Origin of the sequence: Shewanella sp. 10N.286.54.B9 (assembly GCF_041468565.1) — a bacterium.
Lineage (GTDB): Bacteria > Pseudomonadota > Gammaproteobacteria > Enterobacterales > Shewanellaceae > Shewanella.
Map to the genome: position 1 here is coordinate 99,719 of NZ_JBFRIY010000044.1, position 17,867 is coordinate 117,585.

Annotated in this window: 15 protein-coding genes; 4 read left to right on the top strand and 11 right to left on the bottom strand. The window is 43.6% G+C overall.

Annotated features, from left to right (window positions below; genetic code table 11):
* Positions 1–29 precede the first annotated feature (29 nt).
* From hemG to AB4135_RS16365, 4 genes are all read right to left on the bottom strand, one after another.
* On the bottom strand, positions 30–557 hold the full coding sequence (gene hemG, locus AB4135_RS16350; RefSeq protein ID WP_371994534.1) for a menaquinone-dependent protoporphyrinogen IX dehydrogenase: 528 nt from the start codon (positions 555–557) through the stop codon (positions 30–32).
* A 177-nt stretch (positions 558–734) separates the two neighbouring features.
* The gene (locus tag AB4135_RS16355; RefSeq protein ID WP_371994535.1) at positions 735–2,378 is read right to left on the bottom strand and encodes a di-heme oxidoredictase family protein; all 1,644 of its coding nucleotides are present in this window, start codon (positions 2,376–2,378) and stop codon (positions 735–737) included.
* 129 nt (positions 2,379–2,507) lie between these two features.
* Complete coding sequence (locus AB4135_RS16360; protein ID WP_371994536.1) at positions 2,508–3,656, bottom strand: imelysin family protein; 1,149 nt, start codon at positions 3,654–3,656, stop codon at positions 2,508–2,510.
* Positions 3,657–3,714: 58 nt separating this feature from the next.
* A complete protein-coding gene (locus AB4135_RS16365) occupies positions 3,715–5,130 on the bottom strand; it encodes a hypothetical protein (protein ID WP_371994537.1) in 1,416 nt (471 codons plus the stop codon).
* A gap of 626 nt (positions 5,131–5,756) precedes the next feature.
* Between AB4135_RS16365 and AB4135_RS16370 the strand changes: the two genes are divergently transcribed.
* Together AB4135_RS16370 and AB4135_RS16375 are read left to right on the top strand one after the other, a co-directional pair.
* On the top strand, positions 5,757–6,944 hold the full coding sequence (locus tag AB4135_RS16370; protein ID WP_371994538.1) for an MFS transporter: 1,188 nt from the start codon (positions 5,757–5,759) through the stop codon (positions 6,942–6,944).
* 62 nt (positions 6,945–7,006) lie between these two features.
* Entirely contained in the window at positions 7,007–7,867 is an 861-nt protein-coding gene (locus AB4135_RS16375) for a TIGR03899 family protein (protein WP_371994539.1), read from the top strand.
* Positions 7,868–7,916: 49 nt separating this feature from the next.
* Here AB4135_RS16375 and AB4135_RS16380 read toward each other — a convergent pair whose 3' ends face one another.
* The 7 genes from AB4135_RS16380 to cobA all read right to left on the bottom strand — a co-directional run bounded on the left by AB4135_RS16380 (position 7,917) and on the right by cobA (position 14,871).
* Entirely contained in the window at positions 7,917–8,246 is a 330-nt protein-coding gene (locus AB4135_RS16380) for a DUF6572 domain-containing protein (protein ID WP_371994540.1), read from the bottom strand.
* A 120-nt stretch (positions 8,247–8,366) separates the two neighbouring features.
* Positions 8,367–8,939, bottom strand: a complete 573-nt coding sequence (locus tag AB4135_RS16385) for a YdeI family protein (protein WP_371994585.1) — start codon at positions 8,937–8,939, stop codon at positions 8,367–8,369.
* A 261-nt stretch (positions 8,940–9,200) separates the two neighbouring features.
* Entirely contained in the window at positions 9,201–9,818 is a 618-nt protein-coding gene (cysC, locus tag AB4135_RS16390; protein ID WP_371994541.1) for an adenylyl-sulfate kinase, read from the bottom strand.
* A 77-nt stretch (positions 9,819–9,895) separates the two neighbouring features.
* Entirely contained in the window at positions 9,896–11,620 is a 1,725-nt protein-coding gene (locus tag AB4135_RS16395; protein WP_371994542.1) for an SLC13 family permease, read from the bottom strand.
* A gap of 2 nt (positions 11,621–11,622) precedes the next feature.
* Complete coding sequence (gene cysN, locus AB4135_RS16400; RefSeq protein WP_371994543.1) at positions 11,623–13,062, bottom strand: sulfate adenylyltransferase subunit CysN; 1,440 nt, start codon at positions 13,060–13,062, stop codon at positions 11,623–11,625.
* 43 nt (positions 13,063–13,105) lie between these two features.
* Positions 13,106–14,014: a sulfate adenylyltransferase subunit CysD gene (gene cysD, locus AB4135_RS16405; protein ID WP_371994544.1), complete on the bottom strand. Its 909-nt coding sequence runs from the start codon at positions 14,012–14,014 to the stop codon at positions 13,106–13,108.
* A gap of 41 nt (positions 14,015–14,055) precedes the next feature.
* On the bottom strand, positions 14,056–14,871 hold the full coding sequence (gene cobA / locus AB4135_RS16410) for a uroporphyrinogen-III C-methyltransferase (RefSeq protein WP_371994545.1): 816 nt from the start codon (positions 14,869–14,871) through the stop codon (positions 14,056–14,058).
* Positions 14,872–15,287: 416 nt separating this feature from the next.
* Between cobA and AB4135_RS16415 the strand changes: the two genes are divergently transcribed.
* A complete protein-coding gene (locus AB4135_RS16415) occupies positions 15,288–16,232 on the top strand; it encodes a phospholipase A (protein WP_371994546.1) in 945 nt (314 codons plus the stop codon).
* A 105-nt stretch (positions 16,233–16,337) separates the two neighbouring features.
* Positions 16,338–17,807 carry a hypothetical protein gene (locus tag AB4135_RS16420; protein ID WP_371994547.1) on the top strand — a complete coding sequence of 490 codons (1,470 nt, stop codon included), beginning with the start codon at positions 16,338–16,340 and terminating at the stop codon, positions 17,805–17,807.
* Positions 17,808–17,867: the final 60 nt, after the last annotated feature.

Below are 17,867 nucleotides of genomic sequence, written 5' to 3' on the forward strand. Positions count from 1 at the left end.
TTGGTAACTTAACGCCTCAAAACAACAAATTAGACCGTCAGCTGGTCGACATTATCAGCATAAGCCTCTACTTTTTGCCAATTGGTATATTCGATATTAGTATCAGCTTCAGTTGGCCCTTTAGTCATCCACATAATAAAGCGAATAATGCTTCTATCAACAACACCATAACTTGGGTAATTGAGGTTACCACCAAACACTTCTACTAGTTCAGGAAGCCATGGAGACTTTTCAATAAAGGCCTGCATGTAAGGATTCGTTTCTGCTGTATTTTTCAATGGCTTTCTTGCAACCAAACTGACTGAGAAAAAACTACTAGGCTTCTGTTCTAGCAGGGTTTGATTGGCTTCAATAAAGTCATAAACAGCGGGGTTATGCTTACCATGACGAATGCTTGCACCGATAATGATTTTGTCAAACGCGGCCAAATCAACGGTTTCATCGATACTAACGGCTTTAACTTTATTGCCTAAAGTTACCAGCTTATTTTCAAGATAAGCACAAATTTTGCGGGTCTGGCCATGTACGCTTGAATAAACGATAAGAATATTGCTCACCAGATGCTCCCCTATAGGTAAAATTTAATTGGGTTAATCATAGGTGAAAATCGAGTATTTTTAATTGAATCAGATCACGAGCTTCCAAGCGATAAGCCGTTTTAACTTTACCTACCTCACAAAATTAAAAAAGGGAATACACAAAAATGTATTCCCTTTGATTGTTACAGCCTTAGATTAGAGAGACATCAAAAAATCAATAACTTGAGACCGCTCTGTTGCCGTAAGCGCCATAAAGTCATCAGTACTTTGCTGCGACTCTCCAGCATGCCATAAAATAGCTTCTTCCAGCGTTGCTGCTCGGCCATCATGTAAGAAACCAGCTTGAGGATTAACAGTTTGGGTCAAGCCTATTCCCCATAGTGGACGGGTTCGCCACTCATTACCGTCGGCAAGAAAATCAGCACGACCATCCGCCAGCTCGTCACCCATGTCATGCAATAGCATGTCAGTAAAAGGATAGATGGTCTGGCTCTTGTGCCCCGCAATCATCTCTGTGCCACCAATATCACCCGAGGCTTTAGTGACAAAGCTAGGCGTATGACAGCCACTGCAGTTAAGTTGCTCAAACAGACGCGCACCTTCTCGAACATTTGGGTCTGTGACATTTCGTCTTGCTGGAACCGCTAATGTTTCAGCGTAAAACACGACTGAGTCACTAAATTCAGCATTGGCTTCAGGTTCACCATCGATCCCCTCTCCAGTATCGGTAAAGCCGGTACGTACGAGGTAATCATCATGCAGCGCGGTGCCTTTAATGCTTTCATCGGGAAATAACGGATTAGTAATACCAATATCGCCACGCAATGCACCTAATGACTGTACTCTGACGCTTGGTGTATTGGCCTTCCAACCAAAGCGACCTAACGATACCGGGTGACTATCACCACTTTGCGCTTTTACCGCATCAAATACGTAATTTGCACGCCCCGAAATGTCATCGTTATTACTGTCTTCAGCATCAACATTTGCCACAATATCGGCTTCAGGAATAGCTTCTAAAAGACCTAAGCCAAACACTGGCATGCCATTACGCCAGCCCATAAGCACATCGTCTTGAAGCAGATTAGAGGTCACATTTGAGCTTGATTTAGTTTCCCCAGGTGCATCGTAAGGGTTCTCAACATTAAACAGTGGTTTCTTTAGGGTCACACTCGTGCCATCACTATAGGTAACTGTTTTAGTTTCATAGGACAGGTAGACATCTGCTTGGCCAATAAACATATTTTGCTGCCAGTCTGAGCGCGCCTTTAACACGCCACGATGAAATAACTGACCGCCAAAATCTGGTACTGCAATGGGTGCACAATAGTTGTTTGCCGCAGTACCTGTAACACATGGCTCATCAGGCGCTTTACTTATCCTTAGAAAAATACCAGCTTCAGAGCCCAGCTTAACTCGAGTTTCGCCTGCGGTAACTTGCGGCGTTGAATTACGACCATCACGTTGATGGCAAGAGTTACAGTCGGCATTATTAAATACTGGACCAAGACCATCTAAATCTGGATGTGCCGGGTTCGGCGCGGTTGTAAAAGCGGTTTCAAAGCCAAGGTCACCATCCAAATGTAACGCCAGCTCTTCATCAGTTAAATTCGGTGCTGGTGTTGAGAAACCATGGCCAGATTCGGAAGCATCATAGGTTGTGGTATCACCGCCACTGGCTGTGATATCAGTATAGGCAGGATAGATTTTCTCTTCCGGTGTAGGTGTCGTCTCATCATCACCGCTACCGCCACATGCCGACAAGCTTAATATTGTAGCGATTGCTAAAGCATTAAGCTTGATAGAATTTGATCTAAATTTATAATTTTTATTTCGCATTTTGTTACCACACACGTTCTACCGTCGATTTAGCTTGTGAGGCTACCTAGCAGCTACAAACCTAAATGCCGGTGGTTACATAAAAAAGGCATAGGGAGAGACTCCCTATGCCTTTTAAAAGTCACTTATTTACACTTTCCACGTCTTTAGTAGTGGAAGTACATCTGACTCTAGGCTTGTTTGCAGCTTTGTTAATGCTTCTACTGCAGTTTCGATGCGGGTGCGACCTTCAGTATCAGAGATAGCTTGACGGAACGGCATGTCATTTGAGCCTTCAATCGCTTGAATAGTCAAAATAGCATTATCAATTTCAGTGCCTACACGCGTGGCTAAGTCCTTGTCTGCCGCAGCAACGAAATCAACAATACCTTGCTTGTCTGCAGCACCAGTCAGCTCACCTTGGTAGACATTACGTACACCAATGATGTTATTACTAAAGTCAGTTAGCGAGTTCCAAGAGTATTGCGACTCAACTTTTGAGGTATCAGCCTTAGCGGCAGTATCACCAAATGGGTCGGCGATTTTACCGTTGCCCACTTCATCAACAATACCAATCATGCCGTTAATTAGCTCTTCAACTACACCGACGTTTGAGCTATAAAATGTGTTGCCATCACTACCAGGGTTTTTAAGCAATTCACCATAAGCTTTGCCCGTGCTAGCGTCATGACTAACAACCCATGCATCATCCAGGTCTTTAGTGTAATCACGGAATACTTCAGCAAGCCCCATTAAATAGTCACGTTCGTTGGCCGTTAGATCTGCAATGGCTTTAGTGTTATCAGCGACACCATCACCAAATAATAGGTATTCCATAGTATGGAATCCTTGCACGTCATCATTCCAACTTTTAATGGTTTCAGCATCAAAACCTGTCGTTGTAGAAAGAACAGTGGTTAAATCAATGGTGTTCAAAGGCCAGCTATCTAAATGTGGATCAATCCCCATTGAGTCTACTGGGCCGAAGATGTGCGATTCACCTTGCTCCCAAGGCTGACGCGCCGCTTTCCATGCATCTTGTGCTGCTTCTAAATTCGCCTGGGTAGGGGTTGCAACCAATGTTTGAGTTGCGAGTAACAAAGCTTCACCTTCGCCCGCTAAGTCATTGTAACCAGCAACGATGACGTCCTCTGTAAGGTTGGTCACCATCTCAGTGGCATCGAAAGAGAAAGAGTTATCAGGTTCAGTTGTTGGTGTACTGTCAGAACCAGAACCACCACATGCAGCAAGTGCAGAAATTAACGCGACAGCAACCGCTGAATGAGTAAATTGTTTCATTAAAAACTCCATTTTTTTAACTTAGATAATTTGATTTAGTTAACTTGTGTTTAATTGTTTATAGCGAGAACTGGTAGCCCACGCCCAGCGCAAAAAAGTTGGTATCAGGGATTGAAGACACAGCAACTTGCTGCACACCCGCTTCAGCCTTGATGACAATCTCTGGAATTGGGAAATAGTTGATACCGCCGCTAATCCAGGTATTTTCGTATCGCTTAGTGGCGATGCCCGATTCAACCTCTTTAAGCGGATTTGAATAATCGATATTGGCAAAAATAGTGACTGGAATTGAGGTAAAGTGGCTTAAGTCAACGCCCGCTTCTACAAAGAAAGCTTCAGACTCGCTGCCTAGTTGAGCAAAGTTGCCCGGCTTCAAACCTGGAGTCGTTTTATTCGCTTGAGTAATGGCATCAGAGTCGCTCAAGGTCCCGTTAAGATATTGACCGCGAAGGATCCACGGACCTTCAACGTAGGCGCCAGCAACAGATAAAATACCCACGGTACCATCGGCACTCATCTTGTTAGTTTTATGACGATTACCACTGGTATTACCGTAGTAATACGAAACACCGACAGCAGAACCGCTTTTAAAATTGCCGTAATCTAAACGTACGACGTATGCCAGATCATCACCATTAACATGCTCAAAGCGTTTTTGGTGACCAGAAGCAACCCAATCGTAAGTACGGAAGTATTCAGAATTTAAACCGCTGACAACCTGCGCTTGATAATGGAAGTTAGCGATTTCACCAAAAACACCAATACCGTTTTCATTCCAGACAGCTGGAAGCATTGCAGCCTCGCTTTTGTGGCGCTGAACAGTAAGGTATTGATTAGGCTTGTGTAGGGTGCTACTCAAACCAACAGGTAGGTGGATATTACCGAACTTAACGCCAAACGCATCGCTTGGGCGATAACGAATTTGCGCTTTCTCTATCATAACTTCACCGCCAGCTTCGACTTCAGCTTCAAACTCGCCAAATTCATCAAAGCCGTCGTACTCTAGAGATGAACCAGTACCGCCATGCTCATATTCAATTTCAACTTCCATGTCCCACTCATCGTTAAACTGATAGCCAAACTCAGTCACAATACGCTCTAAATCGAAGCGCCCACGACGTTCAGGCGTAGTGTCTTGAACATTGTCGTAGTACTCATCATTGGTATAGATGACACTACCGTAAGACTTAAAAGAGAATTTACTTAGTTTGCTTGATTCAGCTTGAACCGTTTCAATAGCAGCTTGCTGCTCCACCTGCTGTCGTTTCTGCTGCTCAGCCTGAGCATTTTGCTGTTGCTGTTGCTTAGCCAACTCTTTAAGTTGCCCCTTCAATGCCACCAGCTCAGCTTCTTGCTTAGCAATCGCAGCGGCTAACGCTTCAGGATCAGTTGCAGACATGGCGTTGGCGCTGAATACTCCAGCGATAGTGGCGGCCAGTAGATTTAGCTTCACATGTTTTGACATGTTTTTCATAAAACGGCTCTCGATTGATTCTTGCTGGAAACCAGCATCCCTAATAATTGCCGCCAAACTACATTAAATGAGAACGATTTGCATTATTCTTTACAATATAATTTACATTAAACTTACATTAGCCAAAGCAAATTAACAGCGGTAACACTTATCAATTCAAACAATAAACCGCTATATTTCAATAGTTTAATATGACATGCATAGCAGATAAATTTGAAAATGGCAGTGGAGATTAAATTGGTGAAACCTGTAATTATTTAGCTATTACAAACTTGTTAACTAAAAATAGTGCCTGAGAGTGGATCATACATAAGGCTTTACATTGGTAATATCACAACCAATATGCGCTTAATATGTACTTGTGTAAAAAGCACTTACACCAAGTCGAAGCTGAACACTTACCACGTTGCAAAGCAGGTTTTGTGTAAGCAACTCATGCCCAACTCGTTAGATTACAAAGCCGAAATTAGGGCAAGTAAAAATGGAGAACTTCAGCGTGATTAATGCAGCTAAGGATCTAGCGTCCGAAAAGCGAGAGTATTTTTAGGCATTCACATCTTTGTATTGCTTAATGTTAATTGGGTATATACTGCTCATCCTTTCGCCGTAGTACATGGATCGTTTCAATGAAGAATAACCCGCAAAAATTATTACTTTGGATGACATTCATCATGTCACTGGTGTTTGCCGTCTGGCAGGTACTGCTTAACAATTTTGTTATCGAACGCGCACAGTTTACTGGTGCTGAGATAGGAATTTTACAAAGCTTGAGAGAGGTTCCAGGTTTTCTAGCATTCACTGCTATCTTTGTACTGCTGCTAATCAGAGAGCAAACCTTTGCTTTATTATCGCTAACCTTATTGTGCGTGGGAGTTGCGATAACCGGATTTTTCCCACAAGTGCTGGGGCTATATATCACCACGGTATTGATGTCGATTGGCTTTCACTACTTTGAAACAGTTAATCAATCATTAACACTGCAATGGGTAGAAAAGAAAAACACCGCTGCCTTTTTAGGAAAAGCTCTCGCTTGGCGAAGCGCTGCAGCTTTGATGGGTTATGGCAGTATTTGGATAATCATGACTTGGTTACAGCTCGATTACCAATGGATGTATGCCATCATCGGTGTGTTAGGGCTAGTGATGGTCATCACCATCACTTTGTATTTCCCGACGTTTCCTCAGGGGGAAGTACAACACAAGAAAATCATTCTCAGAAAACGCTACTGGCTGTATTACATGCTGACCTTTTTCTCCGGTGCCAGAAGACAGATCTTCATGGTATTCGCAGGCTTTATGATGGTTGAAAAATTTGGCTACAGTATCAGCCAGATCACCTCACTATTCTTAATCAATTACGTGGTAAATCTGTTATTTGCACCAGCCATAGGCCGCTTCATTGGTCGTATTGGTGAGCGTAATGCACTCACGATTGAATATGTTGGTTTAATACTGGTTTTTGTCAGCTATGCGCTAGTTGAGCACGCAGAAGTAGCTGCTGCGCTCTACGTGATTGACCATCTTTTATTTGCGATGGCGATTGCAGTAAAAACTTACTTTCAGAAAATTGCCGATCCCAAAGATATTGCCGCCACTATGTCAGTCAGTTTCACCATCAACCATATTGCAGCGGTGGTGATCCCTGCACTGCTAGGCTTGTTGTGGCTAACCTCACCGGCGCTAGTATTTTACATCGGTGCAGGCTTTGCAGTCTGCTCATTGATCCTTGCGGTAAATGTGCCCCGTCACCCACAAAGAGGTGAAGAGGTGGCACTATTTGGCAAGCTAGCACCTCTGGTTAATGCAGATAAATAGCTAGACAATGAACCACTTGTTCGGCATAAAGATAACTGTAATATTTACAAAGGACTCGGCTGATGGTTGAAACAGTTCAAGACACAAAAGCGCATACAGACAAACCAACTGTGATTGATAGCGCTAAGTCAGCCGATGTGTCAGCAAGAAAGAAAGCATTGCTGCTCGGGCGAATGCTTGGACTCAGCAGCGAAGGTGATTACCGGCCAAGTAGTGCTTCTATTACCGAACGCAGCGCGTATAGAGCGCAAAAGCTCGCTAACCAGTACCAATCAAATTTAGAAACCATCTATAAGATTGCCATAAGCCAAACACCATCTGATGTAACCGGTATGGATCTTGATGCCGATTGGGCGCACCAATTCTTTCAGCTTGCGGAGCAGATCCACAATCGCAAAATGCAGGAGCTTTGGGGGCGTATTTTAGCCAGCGAGATCACCAACCCGGGTAACTTTAGCCTCCGTACATTAACCACCTTAAAGCAGCTAACCCACAAAGAAGCGCAAATATTGGAAAAAGCCTTAGGGATGTCAGTACTGGTTAATAATGAGAGCAAATTGAAGCTAGTCATTGGCTTTAAGCATGCCGGTGGTTTAGGTCATCTATTTAAGAAGCCCACCCAAACCAATATAGCGTTATCACAGTTTGGTTTACCCTACTCCAATATTTTAACCTTGATTGAGGCCGGAATTTTACACCGCAGTGAACTAGAAACAGGTCTACTTAGTAGTAAAAAGCCGATTAACTTTGCGCTCAGTAACATCAAGCTAAAGCTCACACCAAAAAGTGGTCAGCTGTTCTTTAGTTATTATCGTTTTACGCCAGTAGGCGATGAACTTGCGCAGTTGATCCACTTCAATACTGACACCAGCTATATCAAAGCGTTAAAAGCGGTATTTGCCCAAGATTTTCGGATTGATTAGCAATGTATAACAATTACTTAGCGACTCAACAAGAGTATGACTAAAGCCCTCAACATTGCTCAAATGCATAAAGAAGTTTGATATTAGCTTTTTCCAACAAAAACTTTGCCGCTTGCTCATAGAAGACGACAGCAGGCTCAATAAGATCATATTGGTACGCAACCACAATTGATATGTCTCTGCCCACAGCCTTGGGATACTCATTTTGAATTTGTTTTGATTCGACAAATTCAATGTACGTGTTCAGTTTCTGCTGCAGTGAAAGTAAATGTCCTTTAGGAGATTGCCAGTCAAGGTGATCTGTTATTAGCAAAACAACGCTTTTATCCTCATCATCCAGAATGACTGAATCTATGACTCTTGTATCTATTATCGACATACTTCCTCTGCATACTGATGCTGCGTTAATTAGTCAAAGCCATTGGCCATAACGACTGCTCTTCAAGAACAAATAACGAGTTTCCTTTATTGGAAAGCAGTTATCTCGAACGTTAATTATTTAGGGTTTTTCTTTATTAATAAGCATGGTTATATACTTGCTAAATCGTCTCTGTCTGGTTTCGAGTTTCTTAGCACTTGTCAGGCCATGAGCGATTACATAACGACTCGATTTATTCAGCGTTTCAAAAAACTGCTTGGCTTGCGGCAGAGCCTCTAGTTCAGCTAAGAAGTCTGCAGGCACCACCATCTCACTGACACGATAAGCACTCTCCCAGCGCCCGTCCTCTTTAGCAGCTAAGACTTGTAACAAGCCAGGCTCCCTCATCCGCCCTTCACTTATCAAGCGTTCGACATGTTCAGTATTTCTTTTAGACCAGCTGCTGCGAGCTTTCCTTGGGGTAATACGTTGAAGGTAAGCTTGCTCATCAAGCGACCTCTTTATGCCATCTATCCAGCCCCAGCATAAAGCCTCTACTACCACATCATCCCAAGTCACGCTCTGAACCTTAGAACCTTTCTTAAATATCTTTACCCACAACTCTGTTTCAGTTGCGTGATTTTGTTTGAGCCAAGCGGCAAGTTCTTGCCCAGTCTCAAAAGATTCAATTCTCGATTTTTCTGGTTCGGGCATCGACCAAGGTTCTCCGCTAGTAGACATAACTTAATTTATCAAAATTAACAAATTAGCATATCTAATTTGCCTCTTTGTAAACAATGGGCCTTGCAGTAAAACATAACTTAACCACTTTTATAGATCTCATAGAATCTAATATCTCAAATAGAATTTTTCTCTTCAAATTAAGTCGCTGTGTAGAACTCAGTCGCCCTATAAACAAAATGCCATACATGAATCCATGTATGGCATTGTTTTCAATTCAGCTTGAGTGAAACACTAACCCGCCGCTTTTAGCTTAGCCCCGTCAATCACTTGAATCGCAGCTAGATAGTCGAGCAACGCGCTAACTTGAGATGCTAAATCACCTTTATTGGTATCTATGGTCAGCTCCGCCGCCGTTGGGGTTTCGTATGGCGCAGAGATCCCAGTAAAGTCTTTAATTTCTCCCGCTCGCGCCTTTTTGTAAAGCCCCTTAGGATCGCGGGCTTCACACACCTCAATCGGCGTAGACACATGAACCTCAATGAAGCGTCCCTCATCAAAAAGGGCGCGAACGCGCTCACGCTCCTCTTTAGTCGGTGAGATAAAGGCTGATAAAACCACTAAACCGGCATCAACCATGAGTTTAGCCACCTCACCGACACGGCGAAGATTCTCGTCTCTATCATCAGCACTAAAACCAAGGTCTTTACACAGGCCGTGCCTCACGTTGTCACCATCAAGCAGATAAGTATGAAAACCAGCATCATACAGTGCCCGCTCTAATGCTCCAGCTAGCGTTGATTTACCAGAGCCAGAAAGCCCGGTAAACCAAAGCAGTACAGGGCTTTGCCCTTTCAGCTTTGCACGAGACTCTTGGTCAATACTATGTTGGTGCCAAACGATGTCAGACATAACCACTCCAAAAACATTAATCTAATAAATAACAATGTGCCAAGCTATCAGGTAACACGCTTAGGATTGACTAAAATCTAAAACGGGAACAGCATTGGCACTAAAATAATGACTATCGACGAGTACAATACCGATAACGGTATTCCCACTCTTAAAAAATCGCTAAAACGATAATTTCCCGCGCTATAAACCATTAGGTTAGTTTGATAACCGTAAGGCGAAATAAAACTCGCACTCGCGCCAAACACAACCGCTAAAATAAATGGCCGAGTATCGACGCCATAATTCAAGGCGATGGCGTAAGCCACTGGGAAAGCGAGTGCTGCAGCCGCATTATTGGTAATAAGCTCTGTTAGCAGTAACGTTAAAAAATACACACAGACAAAAGCGGCAAAAACACCAAACCCATTGAGTGACGTTAAGATAAAACTAGCGATATCATTTGCCAGCCCCGTCGATAACATCAGATTAGCTAAACTAAGTGCACTGCCTACAATAACAACCAGCTCAATAGGAAAGCGTCGCTTTAACTCTGTTAAGCTCACTGCGCCGATAGCGACATAGCTAATCAACAGTAGCAGTAAGCCTTTAATCAAAGGCATAGCGCCTATAAGGCTGGCAAAAATGGTTAATACGAAGCCGCCGAGCACCCAACGACTGCGTTTATTATCTAACCGCACACTCAAATCTAAACCACTTACCGCAACAAAATCAGAGGCCAGCTTAGCGTTATGGCTAAAACTATCGCCAGGGGTAATCAATAAGACATCACCCGCTTGTAATTCAATATCACCAAGGCCACCTTTTAACGGGTCATGGCCACGACGAATAGCCAGCACGGCACCATCAAAACGCTCTCTAAATTTGGATGCCTTTAACGAGGCTCCAACCAGTTTTGATGTGGGTGAAAGCACTGCTTCAATCAGATTCTGCCCTTTCGCTTGCTGCTTACCAAACCATTCAAGTCCATCAAACTGATGCAATAATTCTACAGATTCAACAGCACCACCAAAGCGTAATATGTCTTCACTTTGCAGCACAAGATGCGGAGGGACCGGGCAGATACGTATTCCACTGCGCTCAAGTTCTACTAAGTAGAGTTTTTTCAATGCACGTAGACGGTTATCTAGCACACTCTTACCAATCAACTGCGACTGTTTAGCCACACGCGCCTCAAGCAGGTAAGGTAAGCTTTCCTCTGCGCTTTCTTCACGTCTATCGGGCAGCACATTGGCAAGTAATACCAGTAAACCAACGCCAAGCGTGACTATCACTACACCAATCAGTGAAAACTCAAAAAAGCCTAGGGGGACTAGGCCTGCATTTTCAACAAAGGAGTTAACAATAAGGTTGGTAGAAGTGCCAATCAACGTTAAGGTGCCGCCGAGAATAGCCGCATAAGACAATGGCAATAGTAACTTAGCGGGTGCGTGCGACTGATTGCGTCTCACCACGCCAATTAAGGATGACACCACCGCAGTATTATTGGTAAACGAAGACAATATCGCGGTTGAAAAGCCTAACTTTGCCATAGTTGATGCTAACGAACCTTGACCCACCACTTGGCTCAGTTTGCCCAGCAACGAAGTTTTCTCTAGCGCTGTCGTCGACAGAATGATCAGCACTAACGTCACTAAGCCTGCATTAGTAAAACTGGCAAGTGCCGTTTGCAACTCCACCATACCAAGCAGGTAAGTGGTTAATGCTGCCGTAAAAAACAGGGCTGCGGGTGTCCATATTCCAGCCATTAAGGCTGCAACAAGGACAAACAGTATGCTTGATAACACCCACAGCTCTGACACGGCTAGCCCTCTAACTTACTTATATCTAGCGCTTGCCAGTGCGGATACTGCTTACGGATCAATGCATTAAGCTCAAGCTCAAAATCAGTAAACTGACTGCTTGCGGGCTTTGCTTTTGAAGTTGTCACAGCCATTACCGCGGCGACTGTCGCATTCGACAACCGATCGATTAAGATCATGCCACCGGTATCTCGGATCAAAGTGTATGGGTCGATTGCAATCGCTTCATTTAACTCAAGCGTTACTCGCGCCATATCATTTAGACCAATCACCTCGCTATCTTTGCGCTCTAGTGTATTGATATCAACTAAATACTCAATATTCGCTACACTCGCTTGTAACTTTTTACCGGCCACTTTTAGATCATACAACTGGCCTACTTGCAGCGGCTTTTCGTCCATCCAAGCGATATCTGCGCTCACCTGATTAGCCAACGTTGGCGCATCTTCAACTTGTGATAGTAGATCGCCACGAGAGATATCGATTTCATCTTCAAGTGTTAAGGTTACCGCTTGCCCTGCAATAGCCTCTTGAAGATCACCATCAAATGTCACGATACGCTCAACCTTACTGCGCTTACCTGATGGCAAAGCCACTAACTCGTCACCGACTTTAATAACTCCTGAAGACAGAGTGCCAGAGAAGCCTCTAAAATCGAGATCCGGGCGCAATACATATTGCACAGGGAAACGCACTGGCAAGCTATTGAGTTCACGACGAGTATCGATAGTCTCTAATAGCTCTAGCAAAGTGCCATCGGTATACCAAGGAGTTTGCGCGCTGCGTTCAACAACGTTATCACCTTTTAATGCTGAAAGCGGCACATAACGAATATCGATATCGCCTAGCTGCGCCGCAAATTCAGCAAACTCAGCTTTAATATCATTAAAGACTTTTTCATCGAAACCAAGCAAGTCCATCTTGTTAATCGCAACCACAAAGTGACGCAAACCTAACTGCGAAGCGATAAAGGCATGACGGCGAGTTTGAGTTTGTACGCCGTAACGCGCATCAACCAAGATAACCGCTAGATCACAGGTAGAAGCGCCAGTTGCCATATTTCGCGTGTACTGTTCGTGACCTGGAGTGTCAGCGATAATGAATTTGCGTTTATCACTTGAAAAGTAACGGTAGGCAACATCGATGGTGATCCCTTGTTCACGCTCAGCCTGTAGGCCGTCTACCAGTAATGCCAGATCAATCTCTTCGCCAGTGGTACCCACTTTAGCACTATCATTTTTTAGACTGGCTAACTGGTCTTCGTAAATTTGGGCACTGTCATGCAGTAAACGTCCTATTAAGGTACTTTTACCATCATCGACGCTACCGCAAGTTAAAAAGCGCAGCAAACCTTTATGTTGCTGCTGAGATAAATATTCTTTCACACCTAAATCTTCAAGCTCAGCGGCTAAGCGGGTGTTGTTATTGACTGCTTGATTCATGAGTAATTCCTTTGAAATCTAATAAGGCTGTAACTTGCCGCGCTTAGAAGTAACCTTGACGTTTTTTGAGTTCCATCGAGGCACTTTGATCTGAATCGATAAGTCGTCCCTGTCGCTCACTTGAGCGAGTTAACAACATCTCTTCGATAATCTTCTCTAACGTATCGGCTTCTGAATGCATTGCACCGGTCAGTGGGTAACAACCTAACGTTCTAAAACGTACTAACTCCTCTTTAGCCGTTTCGCCCTCTTCTAAAGGTAGCCTTTCATCATCAACCATTATCATCATGCCATCACGCTCAACAACCGGACGCTTTTGTGCAAAATACAGTGGAACTAACTCTATATTCTCTTGGTAGATGTACTGCCAAATATCAAGCTCAGTCCAGTTAGACAAAGGGAAAACTCGGATACTTTCGCCTTTATTCACCGCGCCGTTATAAGTGCGCCATAGCTCTGGACGTTGGTTTTTAGGATCCCAGGTATGGTGCTTATCACGGAACGAGTACACTCGCTCTTTTGCTCGAGATTTTTCTTCATCACGGCGTGCGCCACCAAAAGCGGCATCGAAACCATATTTATTTAGTGCTTGCTTAAGCCCTTGAGTTTTCATGATGTCGGTATGCTTTGCACTGCCGTGGGTAAACGGACCAACGCCCATTTCAATACCATCAGGGTTTTTATGCACTAGCAATTCAAAACCAAACTCTTTTGCCTGCGCGTCACGGAAGGCAATCATCTCTTTGAACTTCCAGTCAGTATCGACATGCAACAGAGGAAAAGGGATCTTTCCTGGGTAGAAAGCTTTGCGTGCTAGATGCAGCATCACTGAAGAGTCTTTACCGATGGAATACATCATCACTGGGTTATCAAACTCTGCCGCTACTTCGCGGATAATTTGAATACTCTCAGCTTCTAGTTGTTGCAAATGGCTTAACTCTTTGGCGGCCATGCTAATTCTCCGTCTTCTTGATTCTATTGTGCTAAGCACATCTATTTAACTTGTTTGTTTAAACTTACATCACTGCTTGGTAAACCTTGAGCCTTAAACCAGTTCAAGCTATCAGCCAATTCGACCACCTCACCAATCACCATTAAGGCTGGCATGACAAGTTCTGGATTGGATGCAAGTTGCTCAATATTGTCGAGTGTACCGACAAAAGTACGCTGCTCATGAGTTGTCGCTTTCGACACGATTGCAACAGGCGTGTCTGCAGAACGTCCTGCGCCCAGCAAACCAGCTTTGATAATATTGGCATTTAAGATCCCCATGTATACCACTAAGGTATTGTTGGGGTTTGCGTAACCCAGCCAGTCCATAGGACGACTTTCTAGTTGGCAATGGCCAGTGATAAAACTCACTCCTTGCGCATAATCACGATGGGTTAATGGGATCCCCGCATAAGCAGCGGTGCCGCTTGCAGCAGTAATTCCAGGGACCACTTCAAATGAGAGACCGGCTTCAACAATTGTCTGTAACTCTTCCCCACCACGACCAAAAATAAACGGGTCGCCACCTTTAAGGCGTACTACGTTTTTACGGGTGTATGCTTTGGTTACCAATAGTTGATTGATTTCGCTTTGCGCTGCACTGTGCTTGCCTGCACGTTTCCCCACAGCTATCTTTTCTGCTTTATTAGGAATAAGCGCCATGATATCTTCGCTAACTAAAGCGTCATAAAGCACTACATCGGCGCTTTGCAACACTCGATAAGCTTTGACTGTTAGTAGATCGACATCACCAGGGCCTGCACCTACTAGCCACACTTTTCCACCTGCGGCTTGACCCGGTAAAGTTACAATCTCCATCACGCACCCTCACTCTAATTTGATAGCCTGAATATAGCCGCCCTCTTATTCCATAATAAATAGAAAATTCAAATCATTTATAACTTTTAGTTATTAGAAAAGTAGTACATGTCATTAAATCAATATTAAAATACCATAAAAACAAACAAAATCAGCAATTTATAACAACTAACAGTATTTATCATGCTAAACCAGCCAGTCAACGAGCAGCTATTCAGCACTAAGTTATTGCATTTGGATCTAGTTAGCTTGGTCAATATTAGCTTTTCATCACAACATTGACTGCAAGTATTACGCTTTAACGGCATCATAGAGTCAGTTACCAGCTTGCTATAACTCTGTTAATAACCTCGGTTGCTAGGTAAACTTGTTCGCAAATTAAAAAAGCACTGTTTTAATCACTTTCAGGGAATGTTATGAACAAGCTAGGCGCACTATTTTTGTCTATTGGATTAAGTTGCACATTTGCATCTGTTGCCGACCCAGTTAAAAGCACAGAGCAAGCAAGTAGCAGCACTGAAGATATCGAAGTGAAGCGTGAAAAGTCACTGGTAGATAACCGCATTACCCAAGAAACAGAAACCGGTGACCGCCCTTATGTGATAACACCGCATAAGGTGAACTACATTCTTCCTGTGACTTACAACAGTTCACCGAATATGGAACCCTTTGCTCAAGAGGCCAAAGAGCACCCTTTTACTCTTGATAATTTAGAAGCTAAATTTCAAATAAGTTTTAAGTTTCCACTGTGGCACAATGTTTTTGGCGACAATGGCCATCTATTTGCCGCTTATACCAACCAATCTTATTGGCAGGTTTATAACAAAGATATCTCTTCGCCATTTAGAGAAACAAATCATGAGCCTGAAGTATTTATGTTGTTTACTAACGACTGGCAGCTAGGTCCTTTAAAAAACTCTTTTTGGGGGGTGGGCGCGGTGCATCAATCAAATGGTCAGGCAGGCTCTTTATCAAGAAGTTGGAATCGTATTTACGGCATGATGGTATTCGACTCAGGGCCTTTTGCGCTCGAAGCAAAAGCATGGTGGCGCATCCCCGAGGATGAAAAAGAGACACCAACATCGCCTCAAGGAGACGATAATCCAGATATTACAGACTATATGGGTAATATTGAATTTAGAGGTGTTTATGGGCTGGATGAGCATAGATTTACTTTGATGGTACGTAACTATGTACAAAAACCTAACTATGGCGCGGTTGAATTTACTTGGAGTTATCCGATCATGGGCAACTTACGCTTATACACCCAATACTTTAATGGCTACGGTGAAAGTTTAATCGACTATAATTCACATAACCAACGCATAGGCATAGGGATCTCGATTAACGACATTCTTTAGCCAAATAGCTGGGAAGTGCGGGGAGCGATGCTGTAACCCGAAGAGATCGACACGGCAGGCTTATGACTAAATGACGCCTGCCCATATCAGGGATTAGATATGGTAGTGAGTGTTAGAAGCATCTTCTTTGTCTTTCCAACTATGATGTGCATAAGTGCCGTGCAGCTAATTAGGATCTCTTTTTTCCCGCACAGCGCCTCCTACCAGCTAACTTCAGAGCAGCAAAAACAAGACATTCAGCAAGTACTCAGTAACATCAATCAAAAATCCGCTTTTGCGGCATTAGATCCTGGCAAAAAACACAAATTTAATTTGGCTGCACAACGTTTGCTACTCGCCAATCTCCCGCACACTAACAGCTCAATATTCCAGATTCGTTTACAAGCTTGGCTGTCGACATTAAACGATCCCGCAATAAGCGTAACATTGCCCCAAAGCGCGCCTCGCTCCAACGTGCTAACAAGTTTCCAAGGCGTGTTACATCATGATGGCAAGCACTGGCTGGCATTTATGCCGATAAGAGAACAGTTAGATGAAGACTACCCATATCTCACCCACATTGATGGCCTGCCAATCGCTCGGTGGGTATCAGCCGCTCAACAATATATCCCGGACTCTTTAAAACTATCAGCCATAGAGCAAAGTCGTTGGATATCTCGCATTAACCAACTTAGACAAGATATAGGCCTTCCCCTGTCGGATTCGACTCAATTCACTTTTACAAATTCAGTTGGCGATAGCATTCAGCGTACGATGCGATTAGGCAACTCAGGCGATAGCAAGATCGATATAAGCTACAGCACGACACCTATACATAAGCAAGCTTCTTTGGCGCGAGATACTTTACAATACCCAGCATATTCTGAGCCTAAGGAAATGTTTTTTAAGCAGCTTGAAGCCAGCACTAACAACCCTATTCAGCTGGATATTCGACAGTTAACTTCAATAGATAACCGACTTAACCAATGGATTAACGATAACGTTGCTCCTAGCTACACGCCTTATAACAGCACTATTGGCTTGATAACATACAAACGGTTTCCAAAATCAACCTCAGCCACCTTCTCAAAACAAGCTTTTTTTCCGTTAGAAGATTTGCCGTTTTTTGAACTAACTCAACTAGAAACTGTAGGTTTTAATCGGCAGTTTGATGGCACACAAGCGTTTAGCCATTGGCTTGTACGCCAAACCGATGAATATCTCAACGCGGCGAGTAAAAAAAGACAACTTCACTTACTCGTCGATTCGAGCTGTCAACAAGAGTGTGAATGGCTGGCACTGAGGGCAGCAAGCTGGCCAAATGTTAACTTATTAGGAGAACAAACCAGAGGTAGCTTAAGCCCGCGTCATTCGCTGAAGCTAAAGCATAGTGGAATTAGCATAAAATACAGCGCAGCATTAACTTATAGCGCCCAAGGAAGGTTAATTTCAGGTATAGGGATCTCACCACACATCACTCTGACAGGGGTTGCTCTGAATCAACCTAAAATCCAGCATTTGATTGCCACTGAATCCAAAGCCACAATACGTTTATCAGCGGATAGCAAGCCAACAAGTGCTAAAACACAACCATAGAGCCATCTTTTATGCTGAATTCGCCACTTTTGTTCCATAGCTTGCTTAAGTAAGGTATAA

What these genes read in the sequence shown, in the direction of transcription:
- cysD (WP_371994544.1), bottom strand. Translation starts at nt 14,014, where the DNA reads ATGGCCGCCAAAGAGTTAAGCCATTTGCAACAACTAGAAGCTGAGAGT.
- AB4135_RS16365 (WP_371994537.1), bottom strand. Translation starts at nt 5,130, where the DNA reads ATGAAAAACATGTCAAAACATGTGAAGCTAAATCTACTGGCCGCCACT.
- cysC (WP_371994541.1), bottom strand. Translation starts at nt 9,818, where the DNA reads ATGTCTGACATCGTTTGGCACCAACATAGTATTGACCAAGAGTCTCGT.
- AB4135_RS16375 (WP_371994539.1), top strand. Translation starts at nt 7,007, where the DNA reads ATGGTTGAAACAGTTCAAGACACAAAAGCGCATACAGACAAACCAACT.
- cysN (WP_371994543.1), bottom strand. Translation starts at nt 13,062, where the DNA reads ATGAATCAAGCAGTCAATAACAACACCCGCTTAGCCGCTGAGCTTGAA.
- AB4135_RS16380 (WP_371994540.1), bottom strand. Translation starts at nt 8,246, where the DNA reads ATGTCGATAATAGATACAAGAGTCATAGATTCAGTCATTCTGGATGAT.
- AB4135_RS16355 (WP_371994535.1), bottom strand. Translation starts at nt 2,378, where the DNA reads ATGCGAAATAAAAATTATAAATTTAGATCAAATTCTATCAAGCTTAAT.
- AB4135_RS16415 (WP_371994546.1), top strand. Translation starts at nt 15,288, where the DNA reads ATGAACAAGCTAGGCGCACTATTTTTGTCTATTGGATTAAGTTGCACA.
- cobA (WP_371994545.1), bottom strand. Translation starts at nt 14,871, where the DNA reads ATGGAGATTGTAACTTTACCGGGTCAAGCCGCAGGTGGAAAAGTGTGG.
- AB4135_RS16360 (WP_371994536.1), bottom strand. Translation starts at nt 3,656, where the DNA reads ATGAAACAATTTACTCATTCAGCGGTTGCTGTCGCGTTAATTTCTGCA.
- AB4135_RS16370 (WP_371994538.1), top strand. Translation starts at nt 5,757, where the DNA reads ATGAAGAATAACCCGCAAAAATTATTACTTTGGATGACATTCATCATG.
- AB4135_RS16385 (WP_371994585.1), bottom strand. Translation starts at nt 8,939, where the DNA reads ATGCCCGAACCAGAAAAATCGAGAATTGAATCTTTTGAGACTGGGCAA.